General features: G+C 71.6%; 14 protein-coding genes. 6 read left to right on the forward strand and 8 right to left on the reverse strand.

Features of this window, described 5'->3' with window-relative positions; genetic code table 11:
* Positions 1-55: 55 nt before the first annotated feature.
* Together ABZW11_RS39545 and ABZW11_RS39550 are read right to left on the reverse strand one after the other, a co-directional pair.
* On the reverse strand, positions 56-706 hold the full coding sequence (locus ABZW11_RS39545; protein WP_355429307.1) for a M15 family metallopeptidase: 651 nt from the start codon (positions 704-706) through the stop codon (positions 56-58).
* A 12-nt stretch (positions 707-718) separates the two neighbouring features.
* Positions 719-1,867 carry an ROK family transcriptional regulator gene (locus tag ABZW11_RS39550; protein WP_355429310.1) on the reverse strand — a complete coding sequence of 383 codons (1,149 nt, stop codon included), beginning with the start codon at positions 1,865-1,867 and terminating at the stop codon, positions 719-721.
* 137 nt (positions 1,868-2,004) lie between these two features.
* Here ABZW11_RS39550 and ABZW11_RS39555 point away from each other — a divergent pair, with 137 nt between their 5' ends.
* The 4 genes from ABZW11_RS39555 to ABZW11_RS39570 all read left to right on the forward strand — a co-directional run bounded on the left by ABZW11_RS39555 (position 2,005) and on the right by ABZW11_RS39570 (position 6,726).
* Positions 2,005-3,318 carry an extracellular solute-binding protein gene (locus tag ABZW11_RS39555; RefSeq protein ID WP_355429312.1) on the forward strand — a complete coding sequence of 438 codons (1,314 nt, stop codon included), beginning with the start codon at positions 2,005-2,007 and terminating at the stop codon, positions 3,316-3,318.
* Positions 3,319-3,320: 2 nt separating this feature from the next.
* On the forward strand, positions 3,321-4,331 hold the full coding sequence (locus tag ABZW11_RS39560) for a sugar ABC transporter permease (RefSeq protein ID WP_355429315.1): 1,011 nt from the start codon (positions 3,321-3,323) through the stop codon (positions 4,329-4,331).
* Positions 4,328-5,179 (forward strand): carbohydrate ABC transporter permease, encoded by an 852-nt coding sequence (locus ABZW11_RS39565; protein WP_355429317.1) that lies wholly within the window; start codon positions 4,328-4,330, stop codon positions 5,177-5,179. Before ABZW11_RS39560 ends, ABZW11_RS39565 begins: the two co-directional genes overlap by 4 nt.
* A gap of 107 nt (positions 5,180-5,286) precedes the next feature.
* On the forward strand, positions 5,287-6,726 hold the full coding sequence (locus ABZW11_RS39570) for a glycoside hydrolase family 3 protein (protein WP_355429320.1): 1,440 nt from the start codon (positions 5,287-5,289) through the stop codon (positions 6,724-6,726).
* A gap of 39 nt (positions 6,727-6,765) precedes the next feature.
* On the opposite strand, the gene ABZW11_RS39575 is transcribed toward ABZW11_RS39570, so the two are convergent.
* Positions 6,766-7,947, reverse strand: coding sequence for an ROK family transcriptional regulator (locus ABZW11_RS39575; protein ID WP_355429323.1), 1,182 nt, complete (start codon positions 7,945-7,947; stop codon positions 6,766-6,768).
* Between the two features lie 182 nt (positions 7,948-8,129).
* Between ABZW11_RS39575 and ABZW11_RS39580 the strand changes: the two genes are divergently transcribed.
* Positions 8,130-8,579, forward strand: coding sequence for an Rrf2 family transcriptional regulator (locus tag ABZW11_RS39580; protein ID WP_345398828.1), 450 nt, complete (start codon positions 8,130-8,132; stop codon positions 8,577-8,579).
* A gap of 6 nt (positions 8,580-8,585) precedes the next feature.
* On the opposite strand, the gene ABZW11_RS39585 is transcribed toward ABZW11_RS39580, so the two are convergent.
* The 3 genes from ABZW11_RS39585 to ABZW11_RS39595 form a co-directional block, all read right to left on the reverse strand.
* Positions 8,586-9,659, reverse strand: coding sequence for a hypothetical protein (locus tag ABZW11_RS39585; protein WP_355429326.1), 1,074 nt, complete (start codon positions 9,657-9,659; stop codon positions 8,586-8,588).
* A 108-nt stretch (positions 9,660-9,767) separates the two neighbouring features.
* Complete coding sequence (locus ABZW11_RS39590) at positions 9,768-11,675, reverse strand: serine/threonine-protein kinase (RefSeq protein WP_355429329.1); 1,908 nt, start codon at positions 11,673-11,675, stop codon at positions 9,768-9,770.
* Positions 11,672-13,564: a serine/threonine-protein kinase gene (locus ABZW11_RS39595; protein ID WP_355429332.1), complete on the reverse strand. Its 1,893-nt coding sequence runs from the start codon at positions 13,562-13,564 to the stop codon at positions 11,672-11,674. The genes ABZW11_RS39590 and ABZW11_RS39595 overlap by 4 nt, the downstream gene beginning before the upstream one ends.
* 163 nt (positions 13,565-13,727) lie before the next feature.
* Between ABZW11_RS39595 and ABZW11_RS39600 the strand changes: the two genes are divergently transcribed.
* Positions 13,728-14,507 carry a DNA-formamidopyrimidine glycosylase family protein gene (locus ABZW11_RS39600; RefSeq protein ID WP_355429335.1) on the forward strand — a complete coding sequence of 260 codons (780 nt, stop codon included), beginning with the start codon at positions 13,728-13,730 and terminating at the stop codon, positions 14,505-14,507.
* Here the strand turns inward: ABZW11_RS39600 and ABZW11_RS39605 are convergent.
* Positions 14,504-14,860 carry a helix-turn-helix transcriptional regulator gene (locus tag ABZW11_RS39605; protein WP_345398809.1) on the reverse strand — a complete coding sequence of 119 codons (357 nt, stop codon included), beginning with the start codon at positions 14,858-14,860 and terminating at the stop codon, positions 14,504-14,506. The two genes, ABZW11_RS39600 and ABZW11_RS39605, sit on opposite strands and share 4 nt — an antisense overlap.
* 286 nt (positions 14,861-15,146) lie before the next feature.
* Positions 15,147-15,638 carry a nicotinamide-nucleotide amidohydrolase family protein gene (locus tag ABZW11_RS39610; RefSeq protein ID WP_355429339.1) on the reverse strand — a complete coding sequence of 164 codons (492 nt, stop codon included), beginning with the start codon at positions 15,636-15,638 and terminating at the stop codon, positions 15,147-15,149.
* Between the last annotated feature and the right edge of the window lie 3 nt (positions 15,639-15,641).

Raw genomic sequence — 15,641 nt, forward strand, 5'->3', positions numbered from 1 at the left:
CCACATCTCCGTAGGGAGTTGTGCCCCCACCTCACCGCCCGGAAAACCCGGGTTGTCAGGGTGTGAACTCGACGGGGCCGTAGAGCGCGTGGTCGTTCTTGGTGGACATCGCCCAGTAGCGGTCGCCGTAGGACCAGTGCCACCACTCGGTGGGGTAGTTGACCAGGCCGGCGGCCTCCAGCGCGACGCCGAGCAGCTTGCGGTGGGCGCGGGCGTCGTCGGAGATGTCGGGGGCGGCCGTGTAGCAGGCGCCCTCGCTCTGCTCGGGGTTGTCGTTGACCTCGGTGCCCATGTCGTACTCGGCGCCGTCGGGCGAGACCAGGGTGAGGTCGACCGCGGCGCCCGCGGTGTGCGGGGCGACCTCGACGGGAGAGACGTAGCGGCTGGCGGCGACGTACGACTCCTCGGGCGTCAGCCCGGTCAGCGTGGCCCGGTAGCCGTCGAAGATGCGGCGCTGGGTGGCGACCGGCCGGTAGCCCTCGACGACGAGCAGGTGGTATCCGGCGGGCAGCAGGCTCTCGGCGTGTTCCAGCCGCCGCAGCACCCCGGCCCGCAGGTGGGCGTAGGCGCCCTGGTCGTCGGCCAGGCGGGTGTCGACGCGGAGCCGCCCGCGTACGTCGACCAGCGGTTCGCCGATCTCCTTGACCGGGATCGAGGTCACACGGGAGTCGGAGATGAGCACGACATCGTTCGGGGACTGCCACATGGGCAGTGATTCTCACACAGTGTCGGAGAAGACCTGCTCCCGGGCCTGCTCCAACGCCGCCACGAGCGCGCCGCGCAACACCGGGTTGCCCGCCACCCGAGTGGTGACGACGGTCGGCGGGGTGGGGCAGAGCCTGGCCACCGCCTCCTGCACCTTCGCGGCCAGGCGCGCGCCGCCCGCCCTGCCGACGTCGCCGCTGAGCACGATGAGCCCGGGGTCGAGCACGACGCTGACGGCCGCCGCGCCGACGGCGATGCGCGCCGCGACCGCGTCGAGGAAGCCGTCGTCGCCCCCGCGCAGCAGGTCGGGCACGGTGTTGCCGGTCACGCCGTGCGCATCGGCGAGGCCGCGCAGCGCGGCGTGGCCCACCAGTCGCTGGTAGGAGCCCGACTGCGGCTCTGCGACGTCGGTCGGCAGCGGCTCGCCGGGCACCGGCAGCCAGCCGATCTCGCCCGCGCCGCCGGTGCTGCCCCGGTGCAGCCGGCCGCCGAGCATGACGCCCATGCCCTGGCCGACGCCGGCCCAGATGACCACGAAGTCGTCGTGGCCGACGGCCGCGCCGTAGCGGTGCTCGGCGAGCGCGACGAGGTTGACGTCGTTCTCGATGGTGACCGACGCGCCGAGCGTCTGGCGCAGGCTGGCCAGCACGCCGACGTGCCAGGAGGGCAGGTCGTACGACCAGCGCACGTCCCCGCTGCCGGGATCGACCACGCCGCGACTGCCGATGACGAACGCCCGCAGCCGCGACAGGTCGATGTCGGCCGCGTCGCAGGCCCGGCGCACGGCGGCGTGCACGGCCTTGACCGGGTCGCGCCCGTCGGCGGGGTCGAGGGTGATCTCGATCACCGTGCGGCCTGTGATGTCCGCCACACCGACCTTGAGGCTGTCGGGCAGGACTTCGAGGCCGGCGACGTACGCGCTGGACGGGACCACGGCGTACAGGGCCGCGTGCGGGCCTCTGCCGCCCGCCCGCTCGCCTGCCACCTGGACCAGGCCCCGCTCTTCCAGTCGAGCGAGAAGCTGACCTGCCGTTACCTTGGACAGGCCGGTCCGCTCGCCGAGCTCGGCGCGGGTGAGCGGGCCGTCTCCGAGGAGCAGTTCGAGTGCCGCGCGGTCGTTCAGCCGGCGCAGCAGCCGGGGGGTTCCCGGGTCTCGGCTCATCGGTGCCCTCTCTCCGTCACGATCGGCTAACGAGCGTTTCTTTTAAGAAAGTTTCTTGTTAGTTTAACACCATCGTTCGGCATATGACGATCAGCCTGGTGCGGACCCCTGGCCAGCACCCGGGAAGGGAGAACCCTGTGAGGATCGCGAAGATCACAGCCGCTGCGGCCACCTCGGCCGCACTGGCTTTGGGCCTGGCCGCCTGCGGCGGAAGTGAAGAACCCACCACGTCCTCACCCAGCGCCGCCGCCTCGGGCCCCGCCTTCGCGGGCAAGACTTTGAGCGTGTGGCGTCTCGGCGACAGCAACCCCGCCGCGGCGAAGTACATGGAGGAGCTCAACGCCGAGTTCAAGGCCAAGACGGGCGCGGACGTCAAGCTCGAGTGGATTCCGTGGCCCCAGGTGGCCGACAAGTTCGCCGCCGCCGCCACCGGCACCGGCCCCGACGTGACCGAGATCGGCAACGACCAGGTCCCCATGTGGCAGAGCCAGGACGCGCTTGAGCCGCTCACGGACATCGCCCGCGAGGGCGACCGCGCCCAGATCCCCGAGAACCTCTACGGCTACGAGACCGTGGACAACGAGATCTACGCCATCCCATGGGGCGCCGGCGCCCGCGCCGTGCTCTACCGCAAGGACTGGTTCGAGGACCTCAAGATCGAGGTCCCGAAGACCTGGGACGAGCTCGTCGCCGCCGCCAAGAAGATCCAGAAGGAGAAGGGCGAGGGCGTGGACGGCTTCGCCTTCAACGGCGGCTCCGACGCCAACCACCTCCTGGCCGCGTTCGCCTGGTCCGAGGGCGGCGAGTACGCCGTCAAGGAGGGCGACAAGTGGGTCGGCAAGCTCACCGAGCCCGGCTTCGCCGCGGGCTTCGCCACCTACACGGGCCTCGTCCAGGACGGCCTGTCCAGCAAGGCCAACCTCACCCAGAACACGACCGACATCCGCAAGCGCTTCGCCAACGACAAGGTCGCGATGTACCTCACCGCCGGCTGGGACCTGCCCGGCATCGAGGAGGACTCCAAGGGCAAGCTGAAGGGCGACAAGCTCGGCTTCTTCCCGCTGCCCGCCAAGAGCGGCGGCGTGGCCCCGTCCTTCTTCGGCGGCAACGACATCGCGCTGTGGGGCGGCACCCAGCAGGCCGAGCTGGGCAAGGAGTACATCAAGCTGGCCACCAGCAAGACCTGGGCCGACCGCTACGCCAAGGAGGGCGGCCTGCTCCCGGTCTACCCCGACACCCTCTCCGCGCTGAACGAGGACCCCGCCCAGGGCGCCTTCGCCCAGGCCTTCGCCAAGGCCAAGGCGTTCCCCGCCGACCCCAACTGGTCGGAGGCCGACGCCACCAAGGCCGTGCTGCAGAACGCGGCCCGCGACGTCATCGAGGGCAAGAAGGACGCCAACACTGCCCTGGCTGACGCCAACAAGGAACTCGAAGAGATCCTGAACCAGTAACGATGGCCGACACGACGACGGTCGCCCGGGGCACGGACTCCTCCCCCGCCCCGGGCCACCGGAAGAAGAACCGCCGGGCTCCGCGCGCCGGGGGCCTGCCGGACTGGAGCATCCCGTACGTCCTGCTCGTCCCCGGTCTGCTGGTCATCGCCGGGCTGCTGCTCTACCCGATGGTCCAGCTCGGCGTCATGGCCTTCCAGAAGGTCGGCCTCGCGCAGATCAGGGGCACCAGGCCCGCCGAGTGGGTGGGGCTGGAGAACTTCGAGAAGGTCCTCAGCAACGACATCTTCTGGTCGGCCCTGCGCAACACCGTCGCGTTCGCGGCCGTCGCCGTCAGCATGACGCTCGTCGTCGGCACCGCCGTCGGCGTGCTGCTGCACCGGCTCAGCAAGCGGATGTCGCTGTTCGTGGTCATCGGCTGCATGTTCGCCTGGGCCGTGCCGCCCGTCGCGCAGGGCGTCATCTGGCGCTCCCTGTTCGACGCCGAGTCCGGCATCATCAACTGGGCGCTCAACCTGCTGCCCGACTGGCTCGCCGCGCCGCCCGACGGCCAGACGAGCTGGACCGGCACCCCCTGGCTCAACGACACCATCCCGCTCTACATCGCGCTGGTCGTCTGCGTGGTGTGGGCCGGCTTCCCGTTCGTCGCCGTCTCGGTCCTGGCGGGTCTGAAGGGCATACCCAACGAGCTGTACGAGGCCGCCAGGGTGGACGGCTCCGGCCCGTGGCACACGTTCAGGAAGATCACGCTGCCGCTGCTCAAGCCGGTCTTCGCGGTCCTGACGATCCTGTCGATCATCTGGGACTTCAAGGTCTTCAGCCAGCTCTACGTCCTGATGAACGGCCCGACGAACCGCGACGGCTTCAACCTGTCCATGTACGCGGTCGCCGAGGCGTTCCGCCCCCCGCAGAAGCTGGGCACCGGCGCGGCCATCTCGGTGGTGCTGACGATCATCCTGCTCATCGTCACCGTCGTGTACGTCCGGCAGATCGTGAAGCAGGAGGAGATGTGACCCCCCTCGCCCGCAAGAGGCTCGGCAAAGTCCTCCTGAACACCGCCGGAGTGCTGGTCTTCCTGTGCGCGGTCTTCCCCGTCTACTGGATGGTCTCCACCGGCTTCAAGGAGAACGACCAGATCTTCACCACGGAGTTCATCCCGTTCCCGACGCACTTCACCTTCGACCACTTCGCGCGGGTGCTGACCGAGGGCGTCGCGAACAACTCCATCTGGCTCTACATGCGCAACAGCGCGATCGTGGCGCTCGGCACCGTGGTCATCGGCTCGGCCTTCGCGCTGCTGTCGGCCACCGCCATCGCCCGCTTCCGCTTCAAGGGCCGCGGACTGTTCCTGGTGGTGCTGCTCGTCGTGCAGATGCTGCCCTCCGAGGGCCTGCTCATCCCGCTCTACATGATGGTCAAGCGGGTCGGTCTCGGCGACCAGCTCGTCGGGCTGATCGTCACCCAGGTCGCGCTGACGCTGCCGTTCGGGGTGTGGATGCTGCGCACGTTCGTCGCCGCCGTGCCCAAGTCGCTGGAGGAGGCGGCCTGGATCGACGGCGCGGGACGCATGACGACGTTCTGGCGGGTGCTCTTCCCGCTGGTCGCGCCCGGCCTGGTGGCCACCAGCATCTTCTCGTTCATCACCGCGTGGAACGACCTGGTCTTCGCCCTCTACCTGATGTCGGGGTCGGAGGGATACACGATGCCGGTCGCCCTGCAGTACTTCTTCGGTCAGAAGGGCGTCGACTGGGGCGCCATCATGGCCGGCTCGACCCTGATGACGCTGCCCGTCGTCGTCTTCTTCCTGCTCGTGCAGCGCCGCATGGTCTCCGGCCTGGTGGCCGGCGCCGTCAAGGGCTGAACGACCCGCACTGGGTCCACGCACGGGGTCCACGCACGGGGTCCACGCACGGGGTCCACGCACGGCCCTTCGCCGTGCCCAATCTTCCTGCCAACTGATGAGGAGCCATGAGTCAGAGTGATCGGGGGCTGCGCCGCCTCGCGGCCGGCACGCTGCTCGTCGCCTTCCAGGGCACCACGGCGCCCCCGTGGGTGCTGCGCGAACTGGAGCACGGCCTGGGCGGGGTGACGCTCTTCGGGTTCAACGTGGCCGATCCCGGCCAGGTGCTCGACCTGACCACCGCGCTGCGGTCCGCCGGCGAGCCCGTCATCTCGCTGGATGAGGAGGGCGGCGACGTGACGCGGCTGGCGTACCACGTCGGCAGCCCCTACCCCGGCAACGCGGCGCTCGGGGCCGTGGACGACGTCGAGCTGACCAGGCGCGTCTACCGCGCCATCGGCTCCGAGCTGGCCGCCTGCGGCATCAACCTCGACATGGCGCCCAGCGCCGACGTCAACAGCGAGGCCGACAACCCGGTCATCGGCACCCGGTCGTTCGGGCCCGAGCCGGGGCTCGTCGCCCGGCACACCGTCGCCGCCGTCGAGGGCCTGCAGTCCGTACGCGTGGCCGCCTGCGTCAAGCACTTCCCCGGCCACGGCGCCACCCGCGTCGACTCGCACCTGGCCGTGCCCGTCGTGGACGTCGGCATGGACGTGCTGCGCGAGCGCGAGCTGGCGCCCTTCCGCGCCGCCATCGGGGCGGGTGCCAAGTCGGTGATGACCGCGCACGTCGCGGTGCCGGTCGTGACGGGTGACACGCCCGCCACGCTGTCCGGCGCCGCGCTCACCGGGCTGCTCAGGGGCGAGCTCGGGTACGACGGCGTGGTCGTCACCGACGCGCTCGACATGCACGCCATCACCCGCAGCGTCGGCCTGGCGGGCGGTGCGGTCATGAGCATCGCGGCCGGGTCCGACCTGCTGTGCCTCGGGCCCTTGCCGACGTACGACGACGTGCAGGGCATCATCGACGCGGTCGTCGCCGCCGTGCGCGAGGGGCGGCTGCCGCTGGAACGCCTGGAGGAGGCCGCGGGCCGGGTCGCCGCGCTGCGGTCCTGGTTCGGCGAGGGGGAGCCGATCGCGGCCGAGCAGAACGTCGTCGGCCTGCACGCCGCCCGCCGCGCCGTCCGGCTCACCGGCCGCGCCAAGCCGCTCGTCGAGCCGCTGGTGATCGAGGTGGACACGCCGCCCACCATCGCCGTGGGCGACGTGCCGTGGGGGGTGGGGCCATGGCTGCCCGAGGCGGAGATCGTCCGCGTCAAGCCGGCCGCCGCCGACGCGCCCGCCCTGCTCGCCAAGGCGGTGGACCGCTCGCTCGTCGTCGTGGTCAAGGACGCGCACCGCCACCACGAGAGCCGCGAACTGGTCTCCGCCCTGGTGACCGCCCGCCCGGACACAACCGTGATCGAGATGGGCCTGCCGGTCTGGCAGCCGGACACCGCCGCCTACATCGCCACGTACGGCGCCGCCCGCGCCAACGCCCAGGCCGCCGTGGAACTCCTCACCGCCTGACCGTGTCCCCGCCCTGCCGGCGCCCCGGCGGGGCGGGGGTCAAGGGGCCAGGAGTTCTTCGCGGGCCTCGTCGAGGGCGGCCAGGACCGCGCCGCGGCGTACCGGATTGTCGTCCGTGACCGTGGTCGTCACCACCTGGGGACGTACGGGGCAGATGCGGGCGACCGCCTCCTCCACCCGGGACGTCAGCGCCTCCCCACCGGCGTGCCCCACCTCGCCGGACAGCACCACGAGCCCGGGGTCGAGGATCACGCACACCGCCGCCACCCCCAGCGCCAGCCGGTGGGCGATCTCGTCGAGCAGCGGCTCGCCCTCGGCCCCCGCCGCCACCGCGACCTTGACGCACTCGGTGGCGCTGCCCACCGCGAACCCGTAGCTGCGCGCCAGCTCGGTCACCGCCTCCGCGCTGACCAGTGACTGCAGGCCGCCCGCCAGCGAGGGCAGCCGCCCCGGCTCGGTGCGGATGTCCTCGGGCAGCGGCACTCCGGGCACCGGCAGGTAGCCGATCTCGCCCGCGCTGCCGGACCGCCCGCGGTGCAGCCGCCCTCCGAGCATGATGGCCAGCCCCAGCCCCCGGGACGCCCACAGCAGCACGAAGTCGTCCAGACCCTTGGCCGCTCCGTCGGCCCGCTCGGCGATGGCGGCGAGGTTGACGTCGTTCTCGATGGTGACCTTGCGCCGCAGGTCGCCCGCCAGCGCCTCGTGGATGCCCTCGTGCCAGCCGGGCAGGTCGAAGGAGAAGCGCACGTCGCCGCTGCGCGGATCGACCACGCCGGGGGTGCCGATCACCACGCCGCGCAGCTTCGACAGGCTGACCTTGGCTCCTCTGCACGCTTTGACGATGGCGTCGTGCACGACGGAGACCGGGTCGTCGTCGGCGCCTGGCTCGACCACGACCTCGGAGATCGTGCGGCCGTGGATGTCGGCGACGGCCGCGGAGATCAGCTCGGGCCCGACTTCGAGGCCGGCGACGTACGCGCTGGAGGGGATCACGGCGTAGAGCGCCGCGTTGGGCCCCCGCCCGCCCGCCTGGGTGCCGACCACCTCGACCAGCCCGCGCTCCTCCAGCCGCGCCAGCGTCTGGGATGCCGTCACCTTCGACAGCCCGGTCAGCTCGCCGATCTGGCCACGCGTCATGGGGCCGGTCGCCAGCAACAGGTCCAGCGCGGCCCGGTCATTGATCTCCCTGAGCAGTCTGGGCACACCAGGGCGTCGCTCCACGCTGAATCCCGCCGTCGCACTCGAAGGACCGTTATCGAAAAGGTTGTTGGAAGTTTAGCGCTCCGCCTTTCACCCGCCGTCGCAGGTGACACGTGGCCAGGTATGGCCGATGATCGCAGTTTCCCACCCGTTCTGACGACCTTGCGCCTAACCAGTCTTGACCAGGAGGGATAATCGAGAACATGCGCCTATCCGCTCGTGTCGACTACGCCCTCCGTGCCGCCGCTGAACTGGCCGCCGCCGGTGCAGGCCCGACCACTGTGGGCGAGCTCGCCAAGGAGCAGGACATGCCGCCCAAATACCTTGAGAACATCCTGCTGCAGATGCGCAGGGCCGGGCTCGTCCGCGGCCAGCGCGGCCCCGAGGGCGGCTATGTCCTGGCCCGCCCGGCGGCCGAGATCTCGCTGGCCGACGTGATCCGCGCGGTCGACGGCCCGCTGGCCAACGTGCGGGGCGAGCGCCCCGAGCACGTCGGCTACCGCGGGCCCGCCGAGTCGCTGCAGCAGGTGTGGATCGCGTTGCGGGCGACCGAGCGGTCGATCCTGGAGGAGGTCACACTGGAGCAGGTGGCTTCCGGCGCCCTCCCCGAACGCATCCGCCAGCTGGCCGCCGACCCCGCCGCCTGGGACTGACCCCCCTCAGCCCGCCGCGCCGTCAGTGGGGGTGAGTGCCTCGCGGCGGCGGCGGAGGCGCTCGTCCTGGCCGAGGTCCTTCAGCCGCTCTGCGCCGAACGCGTGCAGCGGCTCGGGCATGCGGTAGCGCTCCCCCGGCTCCCGTACCAGGATCGCCCGGTCGGCCAGCGACTCCAGGAGCTGCGGCGACTGCCAGGTCGGCAGCCGGTCGTCCCCACACACCTCCTTGGCCGCGACCGCGTCGAAGCTCCCGGTGAAGACCGAGGCCCGCGCCCACAGCAGCCGTTCGGCGGTGGTGCAGAGCCGGTGGGTCCAGGCGATGGTGACCCGCAGCGCGTGCTCCCCTGGCTGCTCCAGCACCTGCCGCCCGCCGGAAGAGCCGCCGTACGCGTGGTGATCGCTCGCGGAGAAGTGCGCGTCGAGACGCCGGGCCAGCACCTCGACCGGCAGCTCGCGCAGCCGCGCGGCGGCCAGCTCGATGGCGAGCGGCAGCCCTTCGAGCCGCCGGCACACCCGCAGCACGGCCTGCTCATCCAGCCCGGTGACCGCGAGCCCGGGCACCGCCGCGACGGCCCGCTCGGCGAACAGCGCCCCGGCGTCCTCAAGAGTGAGCGGCGGCACCGGCAGCACCCGCTCGCCACGGCAGCGCAGCGGCCGTCGGCAGGTGGCCAGCACCCGCAGCCCCGGCGCGGCGGCCAGCAACGCCGTGACCACCGCCGCACACGCTGCCATCACGTGATCGCACCCGTCCAGCACCAGCAGCGCCTCCCGCTTGGCGAGGCGACGCGCCAGCCCCTCGATCGGCGTCCCCGCGCTCGCGGCAGGGAACAGGGCGGAGGCGATCGCGTACGGCAGCGCCCCCGCCTCCTGCGGCGCCGGCACCAGCCACGCCCCACCGGTGTCCCGCAGCTCGGCGGCGGCCCGCAGCGCGAGCCTGGTCTTGCCGGCGCCACCCGCCCCCGTCAGGGTCACCAGCCGTGACCGGCCGAGCAGCTTCTCGACGGCGGCCACCTCCGTGAGGCGGCCGACCAGCGGCGTGGTCTCGCCGGGCAGGTTCCCTCGCCGGCGGCTGGCGTGCATAAAGCTCACCTCATCGGGCTCGGCCTGCGTTCCAGTGTGCCCGAGCGACTCCCGCACCGTCACCAAAAGTGAGAAGACGGCCACTCAGAGCAGATCGCCGCGAGACGTTCACTTCCTGGAGAAGGAGAAGGCGACGTCGTCCAGCGCCTCACCGGAGGCGCTGATCAGCGTCCTGACGGGCGTCCCCGTGGCGTCGGCCATGACGACCCGGGCCTGGTCGCCCTCGCGCAGGGTGACCAGGAGGTGGCGTCCGTCCAGCCAGCCGTGGAAGGCGGCGCCGGCCGGCAGGCGAGCCTCGCCCTTCTTGACCCCGGTCCGCTCATCCCAGAAGCAGATATTTCGCGACTTGCCCGGACAATCCGTGGAGAACACCGCGCCGAGCGGCGTCCGCACGGCTCCCCCGATCCCCAGCTCGCCCACGCCCTCGAAGCTCCGCAGGACGGCCCCGTCGAGGTCCAGCACGCGCACAGCGCCGGAGCCCGCCTCCTGAAGCACGCTCGCGTGATCGGATCCCCAGGCGTACCTGGAGCCGCGCGGGCCCGGCGCCTCGGTGACCTCGACGGCCCCCGTGACCGCGTCCACGACCGCGAAGCCCAGCGTCCGTGTCTCGGCGTCCTTCCCTGTGTCGTACTCGATGACGGTCGCGAGCAGCCGCCGCCCGTCCTCGGCCCACACCGGGCTCATGAGCGTGCGCGGCTTGTCCACGGTCCGCGGCTTGCCGTCCCGCCCCAGAGCCCGGTCGCGGATCGTGATGCTCTCGAAGTCGTTACTGATCAGCCGCGTACGCGACAGCGACGCCACGAACCGGCCGCCAGGCGAGACGACGGGCTCCTCGATGTTGCCGAACAGGGAGAAGGACCCGGTCACGGGATCGCGGACGTACCCCGGGGCCCACTCGACGGCCGAGCTGTAGGAGGAGACCCAGAGGGGATCGGCGGGGTTCTCGTGCAGCACGATCCCGGTGTCGGGCACCTTCACCTCCGTGACCGGCTCGGGAGCCATCGTCCCGGGGCTGGGCGTGGGCAGCGGCGCGGAGGCGGCGGCGGGCGGGCGCGGTGCGGCCTCGGGCGCGGGACGTAGCAGCAGCACGGCGACGCTGACGGCAAGGGCCGCGCCGACCGCAGCGACCCCCAGCGGCCACCGGCGCGGGCGAGGCGGTGCGGCCGACTGCCGGCCCAGGGCGAGCAGCCGCTGCTCGCCGGTGTCGTGCGGCGCCTGGCCCGGATGCCCGAGCAGGGTGAGCAGCGCCTGCGTCGCGGTGGGCCGCGCATCCGGGTCCTTGTCCAGGCAGCGCGCGGCCAGCTCGCGCAACTCGCCGTCGAGGTCACCGAGGTCGGGCTCGGCGGTCAGGATGCGGGCGATCAGCGCGGGCAGCGCGCCCGTCCCGAACGCCGGGCGTCCCGTGGCGGCGGCCACCATCGTCCCTGCCCAGGCGAACATGTCGGCCGCCGGCCCGATGGGCGCCCCGCCGAACTGCTCGGGCGCCATGTACGGCGGCGTCCCCACGACGTGCTGCCCGTCGGCCTCGATCTCCTCCATCGCCCTTGAGATGCCGAAGTCGATCACCCGAGGCCCGTGCCTGCTGAGCAGCACGTTGCCCGGCTTGAAGTCGCGGTGCACCACGCCGGCCTGGTGGATGGCGGCCAGCGCGGTCAGCGTGCCGATCGCCAGGCGGCGCAGTTCGGCCCCGCGCAGCGGCCCCCGGCGGACGAGCACGTCGGCCAGCGCCGGCCCGTCGACGTACTCACTGACCACGTACGGCGTGCCCGCGTACTCCCCGCTGGCCAGCACCTGCGCGGTGCAGAACGCCTTGACCCGGCGCGCGTACCCGATCTCCTGCCGGAAGCGGTCGCGCGCCTCGGGGTCGTCGAGTCCCGAGCCGAGCATCTTGATCGCGACCGGCGTCCCCGCGGGCGCCTCGCCGAGGTAGACGACGCCCTGGCCGCCCTGGCCCAGCCGCCCGACGACGCGGTGGCCGTCCACCTCGGCGGGGTCGCCGGCGAGCAGCGGGTTCACGAGCCCGGCTGGTACGCGAACTGGAGCATGTGCGGCTTGTCCGTCGCGAGGTCGGCCAGCACGCGTACGGTCTCTCCGAGCAAATCGATGATCTTGATCTGCATGGTGCCCTTCTTCTTGCCCTGGTCCTGCACCAGCAGGTGCTTCTCGTTGAACCAGCCGAGAAAGGCGCCCTCTCCCTTGGTGAACGGCACCGTCGCCTGCCGGGCGCCCGTACGGACGTCCCAGACGCAGTACTCCTTCTCGCTGGGGCAGATCGTGGCGAGCCGGGCGCCGGACGGGGAGAACCACTCGCCGCCCTTGGGATGGCCCACCCAGTGCATCGTCTTACTGACCTGTCCGGACATGTCGTAGAACGCGATGCCCTTCTGCCGGCCGTCCCAGTAGGTGCGCACCACGGTCCCGTCGGGGGCGAAGGTGTGCACGAGGGTCGCGTCGTCGGCGTACTCGGTCTTGACGTGCACGGCCTTGCGCGCCGCGACGTCCACGACCACGAAACCGACGACCAGTTCCGGCTTCTTCTCCGTGTCATAGACGGAGAGCAGCAGCTTGGAGCCGTCACGGGACCAGAACGGCCGCATCGTGTTCAGCGGCTTCTTCACCGTGCTGACCACGAAGGACTCGCCCGTCGTCAGGCTGGTGAACTTGACCTGGTCGGTGTCGGTCCCCTGGAACTTGATGAGCGGGTTCAGCGCCACCCAGTCACCGGCGGGCGACAGCAGCGGCTGCTCGTACTTGCCGACGGCCTTGAAGGCGCCGCTCCTGTCACGGACGTAGCTGGTGAAGTCGCCCGAGGCACCCAGGTACGACACCAGCCGCATCGCGTCGCCCGGATGCTCGTGCAGGACGCCGTCGATGTCCTTGATCTCCAGGTCGGCGGCCGCCTTCTCCTCGACCTCGTCACGGGGGGCCGCCGTCTGCGAAATCGCCACTGTGGGCGTCGCCGTAGGGGTTGCGGCCACCTGCCGTACGGTGGTGGTCCTGTCGCCGGTGAGGACGTAGACGCCCGTACCTGACAGCAGCGCCCCCACCACGAACGCCGCCACCGGCACGGCCAGACCCCGCAGCCCCCGGCCCGGCGCCTTCTTCTCCACGAGGTCGCCCGATGGGGCGGCCAGTAACGACGTCTGCCCGACCAGCCGCAGCAGCACGTCGCCGGCGGCCGGCCGGGCATCGGGGTCCTTGTCGAGGCAGCGCACGATGAGGTCGTGCAACTCCCCCAGGTCTGGCAGCACGGGCGGCTGGTCCGTGATGCGCTCGACGGTGGCGCTCATCGAGCCGCCCTCGAAGGGCGAGGCGCCGCTGACGGCGAACACCATGGTCGCCGCCCACGAGAACACGTCGGCGGCCGGCCCGGCGTCGCCGCCGCGTAAGCGTTCCGGCGCGGTGTAGGCGGGCACCGCCACCTTCCTGGTCGACACGGACGCCGCCGCCAGCGCCTGCTCCAGGCCGGCGTCGACCACGCGCGGCCCGTCGGGGCCGAGCAGCACGTTGCCCGGCCGGATGTCGCCGTGCACCAGCCCCGCCTGGTGGACTGCGACGAGCGCGGTGATGGTCCCGGCCGCCAGCCGGTGGAGCCCCACTCCGTCGAACGTCCCGCCGGCCTCTTCGAGCGCGGGCCCGTCCACGAACTCGGTCACGAGGTACGCCCGCCCGTCCGCCGCCCCGGCGTCCAGCACCTGCGCGGTACCGACCGCGGAGATGCCACGCAGCGGCTCCATGGCGGCCAGGAACGGCCGGGGCTCGACCTCAGGTGGCAGCAGCCGGACCACCACCGCCTCACCGGCCTCCGACCGCCCCAGGAACACGTGAGAGGCCAGCCGCCCGGTCAACCGGTAGCCCGCGACCGCGTTCGGTTCTCCCGCCCGTAAATCCGTGATCTCCGGCATGCGCCGCCCAAGCCTTCCATCAAGGCCACGTCCAGATCGTCATTATGACCAGCGAGACCACGGAAAGCAGCCATCCGCGGCGAATCATCACGGACAGTACCCGGCCGATACCGAGGGGAGGCGGGCGCGGGGGTGTCGCACGAGGATTCCTACACTGGGAGGCGTGCCAGAAGGAGACGCCGTCTACCGCACGGCCGCCCGCCTGCGGGGCGCGCTCGACGGCCGCGTGCTGGTGCGCTCCGACTTCCGCGTCCCCCGGCACGCCACCGCCGACCTGTCGGGACGCGCGGTCATCACCACGCGCTCACGCGGCAAGCACCTGCTCACCCGCGTCGAAGGCGACCTCACGGTGCACACCCATCTGCGCATGGAGGGGAGCTGGCTGGTCATGCCGACCGGCCGCCGCACCAGACCAGGCGACCAGGTGCGGCTGATCCTGGCCAACGAGGAGTGGCAGGCGGTCGGCGTGCGGCTGGGGATGGTCGATCTCGTCAGAACGGCCGACGAGGCGCGGCTGGTGGGGCATCTGGGGCCTGACCTGCTCGGCCCGGACTGGGACCTGGAAGAGGCCGTGCGAAGGCTGCGAGCGGCACCCGGCAGGACCATCGGGGAGGCGCTGCTCGATCAGCGCAACCTGGCGGGGATCGGCACGATCTATCGCGCCGAGACCCTTTTCCTGCGCGGAATCTGGCCGTGGAAGAAGGTCGGGGAGATCGAGGATCTCGAAGGGGTCGTGTCGCTCGCCCAGCGGCTGCTGGAGGCGAACAAGGGGCATGCGGGCACGGTGACCACAGGTGATCGCCGCCCGGCGAACGCGACCTGGGTCTACGGCAGGGCCGGGAGACCCTGTCGCCGATGCGGCACCCGCGTCAGCCGTGGGGAGATGGGGGCGCAGCCACAGGAACGGCTGATCCTGTGGTGTGCGGGCTGCCAGCCTCGCTAGGCAGCCACCATGTCCTTGACCTCTGGGAACACGGAGTCGGAGATCGCCCCGCCCACCGGCTCGGAAAGGGCCAGGCGCTCGTGCTCGGGCACGTCGGCCAGCACAGGAGTGGCCTGCAGCTCCGCCAGCGCGAACTGGTCGGACACCTCACGCAACACCTGCGAAAGCGGCACGCCGAGCGCGCCGCAGATGGACGCGAGCAGCTCGGACGAGGCCTCCTTCTGGCCGCGCTCCACCTCGGACAAGTAGCCGAGCGAAACCCGGGCCAGCGTGGACACCTCGCGTAGCGTGCGCCCCTGCCGGACCCGCAACCGCCTCAGCACGTCGCCGAGCAGCTGACGCAGCAGAATCATCTGTCGCTCCCTCCCCGGCGCGGATGACTTCACCACGCCCCGCGCGATCGGTTCGTGCCGCACATCGGTCTTCTTAGCTTCGTACATACTCCTCGCCGTCATCATGGGGCTTCGCCGGCCCTGAACCGCCGCTCGTGGCTCGTTGCGCGACTCATCAGGCCCGCCTGCCGGGCGCTCGGTGCTTGCAGTTGGCTCACGGACCTCACTCACAGCTCCACCGTACCCGTATCCACCGACACCGCGTCAGACCGCACATCGCATGTTCGCTCGGGACGTAACACGGTAATCACCCGGAATGTTCCCCTATGTTCGCCTTCAGCACACCTGAGAGGAGATCGACTGCCTCGTCCACCGTCTCTACCCTGATACGTTCGCGCGACCCCTGAAGTCTCAATTCCCGCGCCCATTCTCGGCCTCCTGGCCCCGCGACGCCGATGTGGACCGTGCCCACGGGCTTGCCGTCCTGCGGCTCCGGCCCGGCCACCCCCGTCACGGCCAGCCCGTACGTGGCCCCGCACAGCCGCGCCACCCCCGCCGCCATGCCCGTGGCCACCTCGGGGTGCACCGCGCCCTCACGCCGCAGCAGCTCCGCCGGCACCCCCAGCAGCTCGTGCTTGAGATCGGTGGCGTAGGAGATCACCCCGCCGCGGAACGCCTTCGACGCCCCGGGCACCGAGGTGATCGCCGCCCCGATGAGCCCTCCGGTCAGCGACTCGGCCACCGCCACCGTCGCGCCCCCGCCGACCAGCAGGTCGAGCATCTCGGCCACGTCTGCCATGGA

Source organism: Nonomuraea sp. NPDC004580, from assembly GCF_040609855.1.
Taxonomy (GTDB): Bacteria; Actinomycetota; Actinomycetes; order Streptosporangiales; family Streptosporangiaceae; genus Nonomuraea; species Nonomuraea salmonea.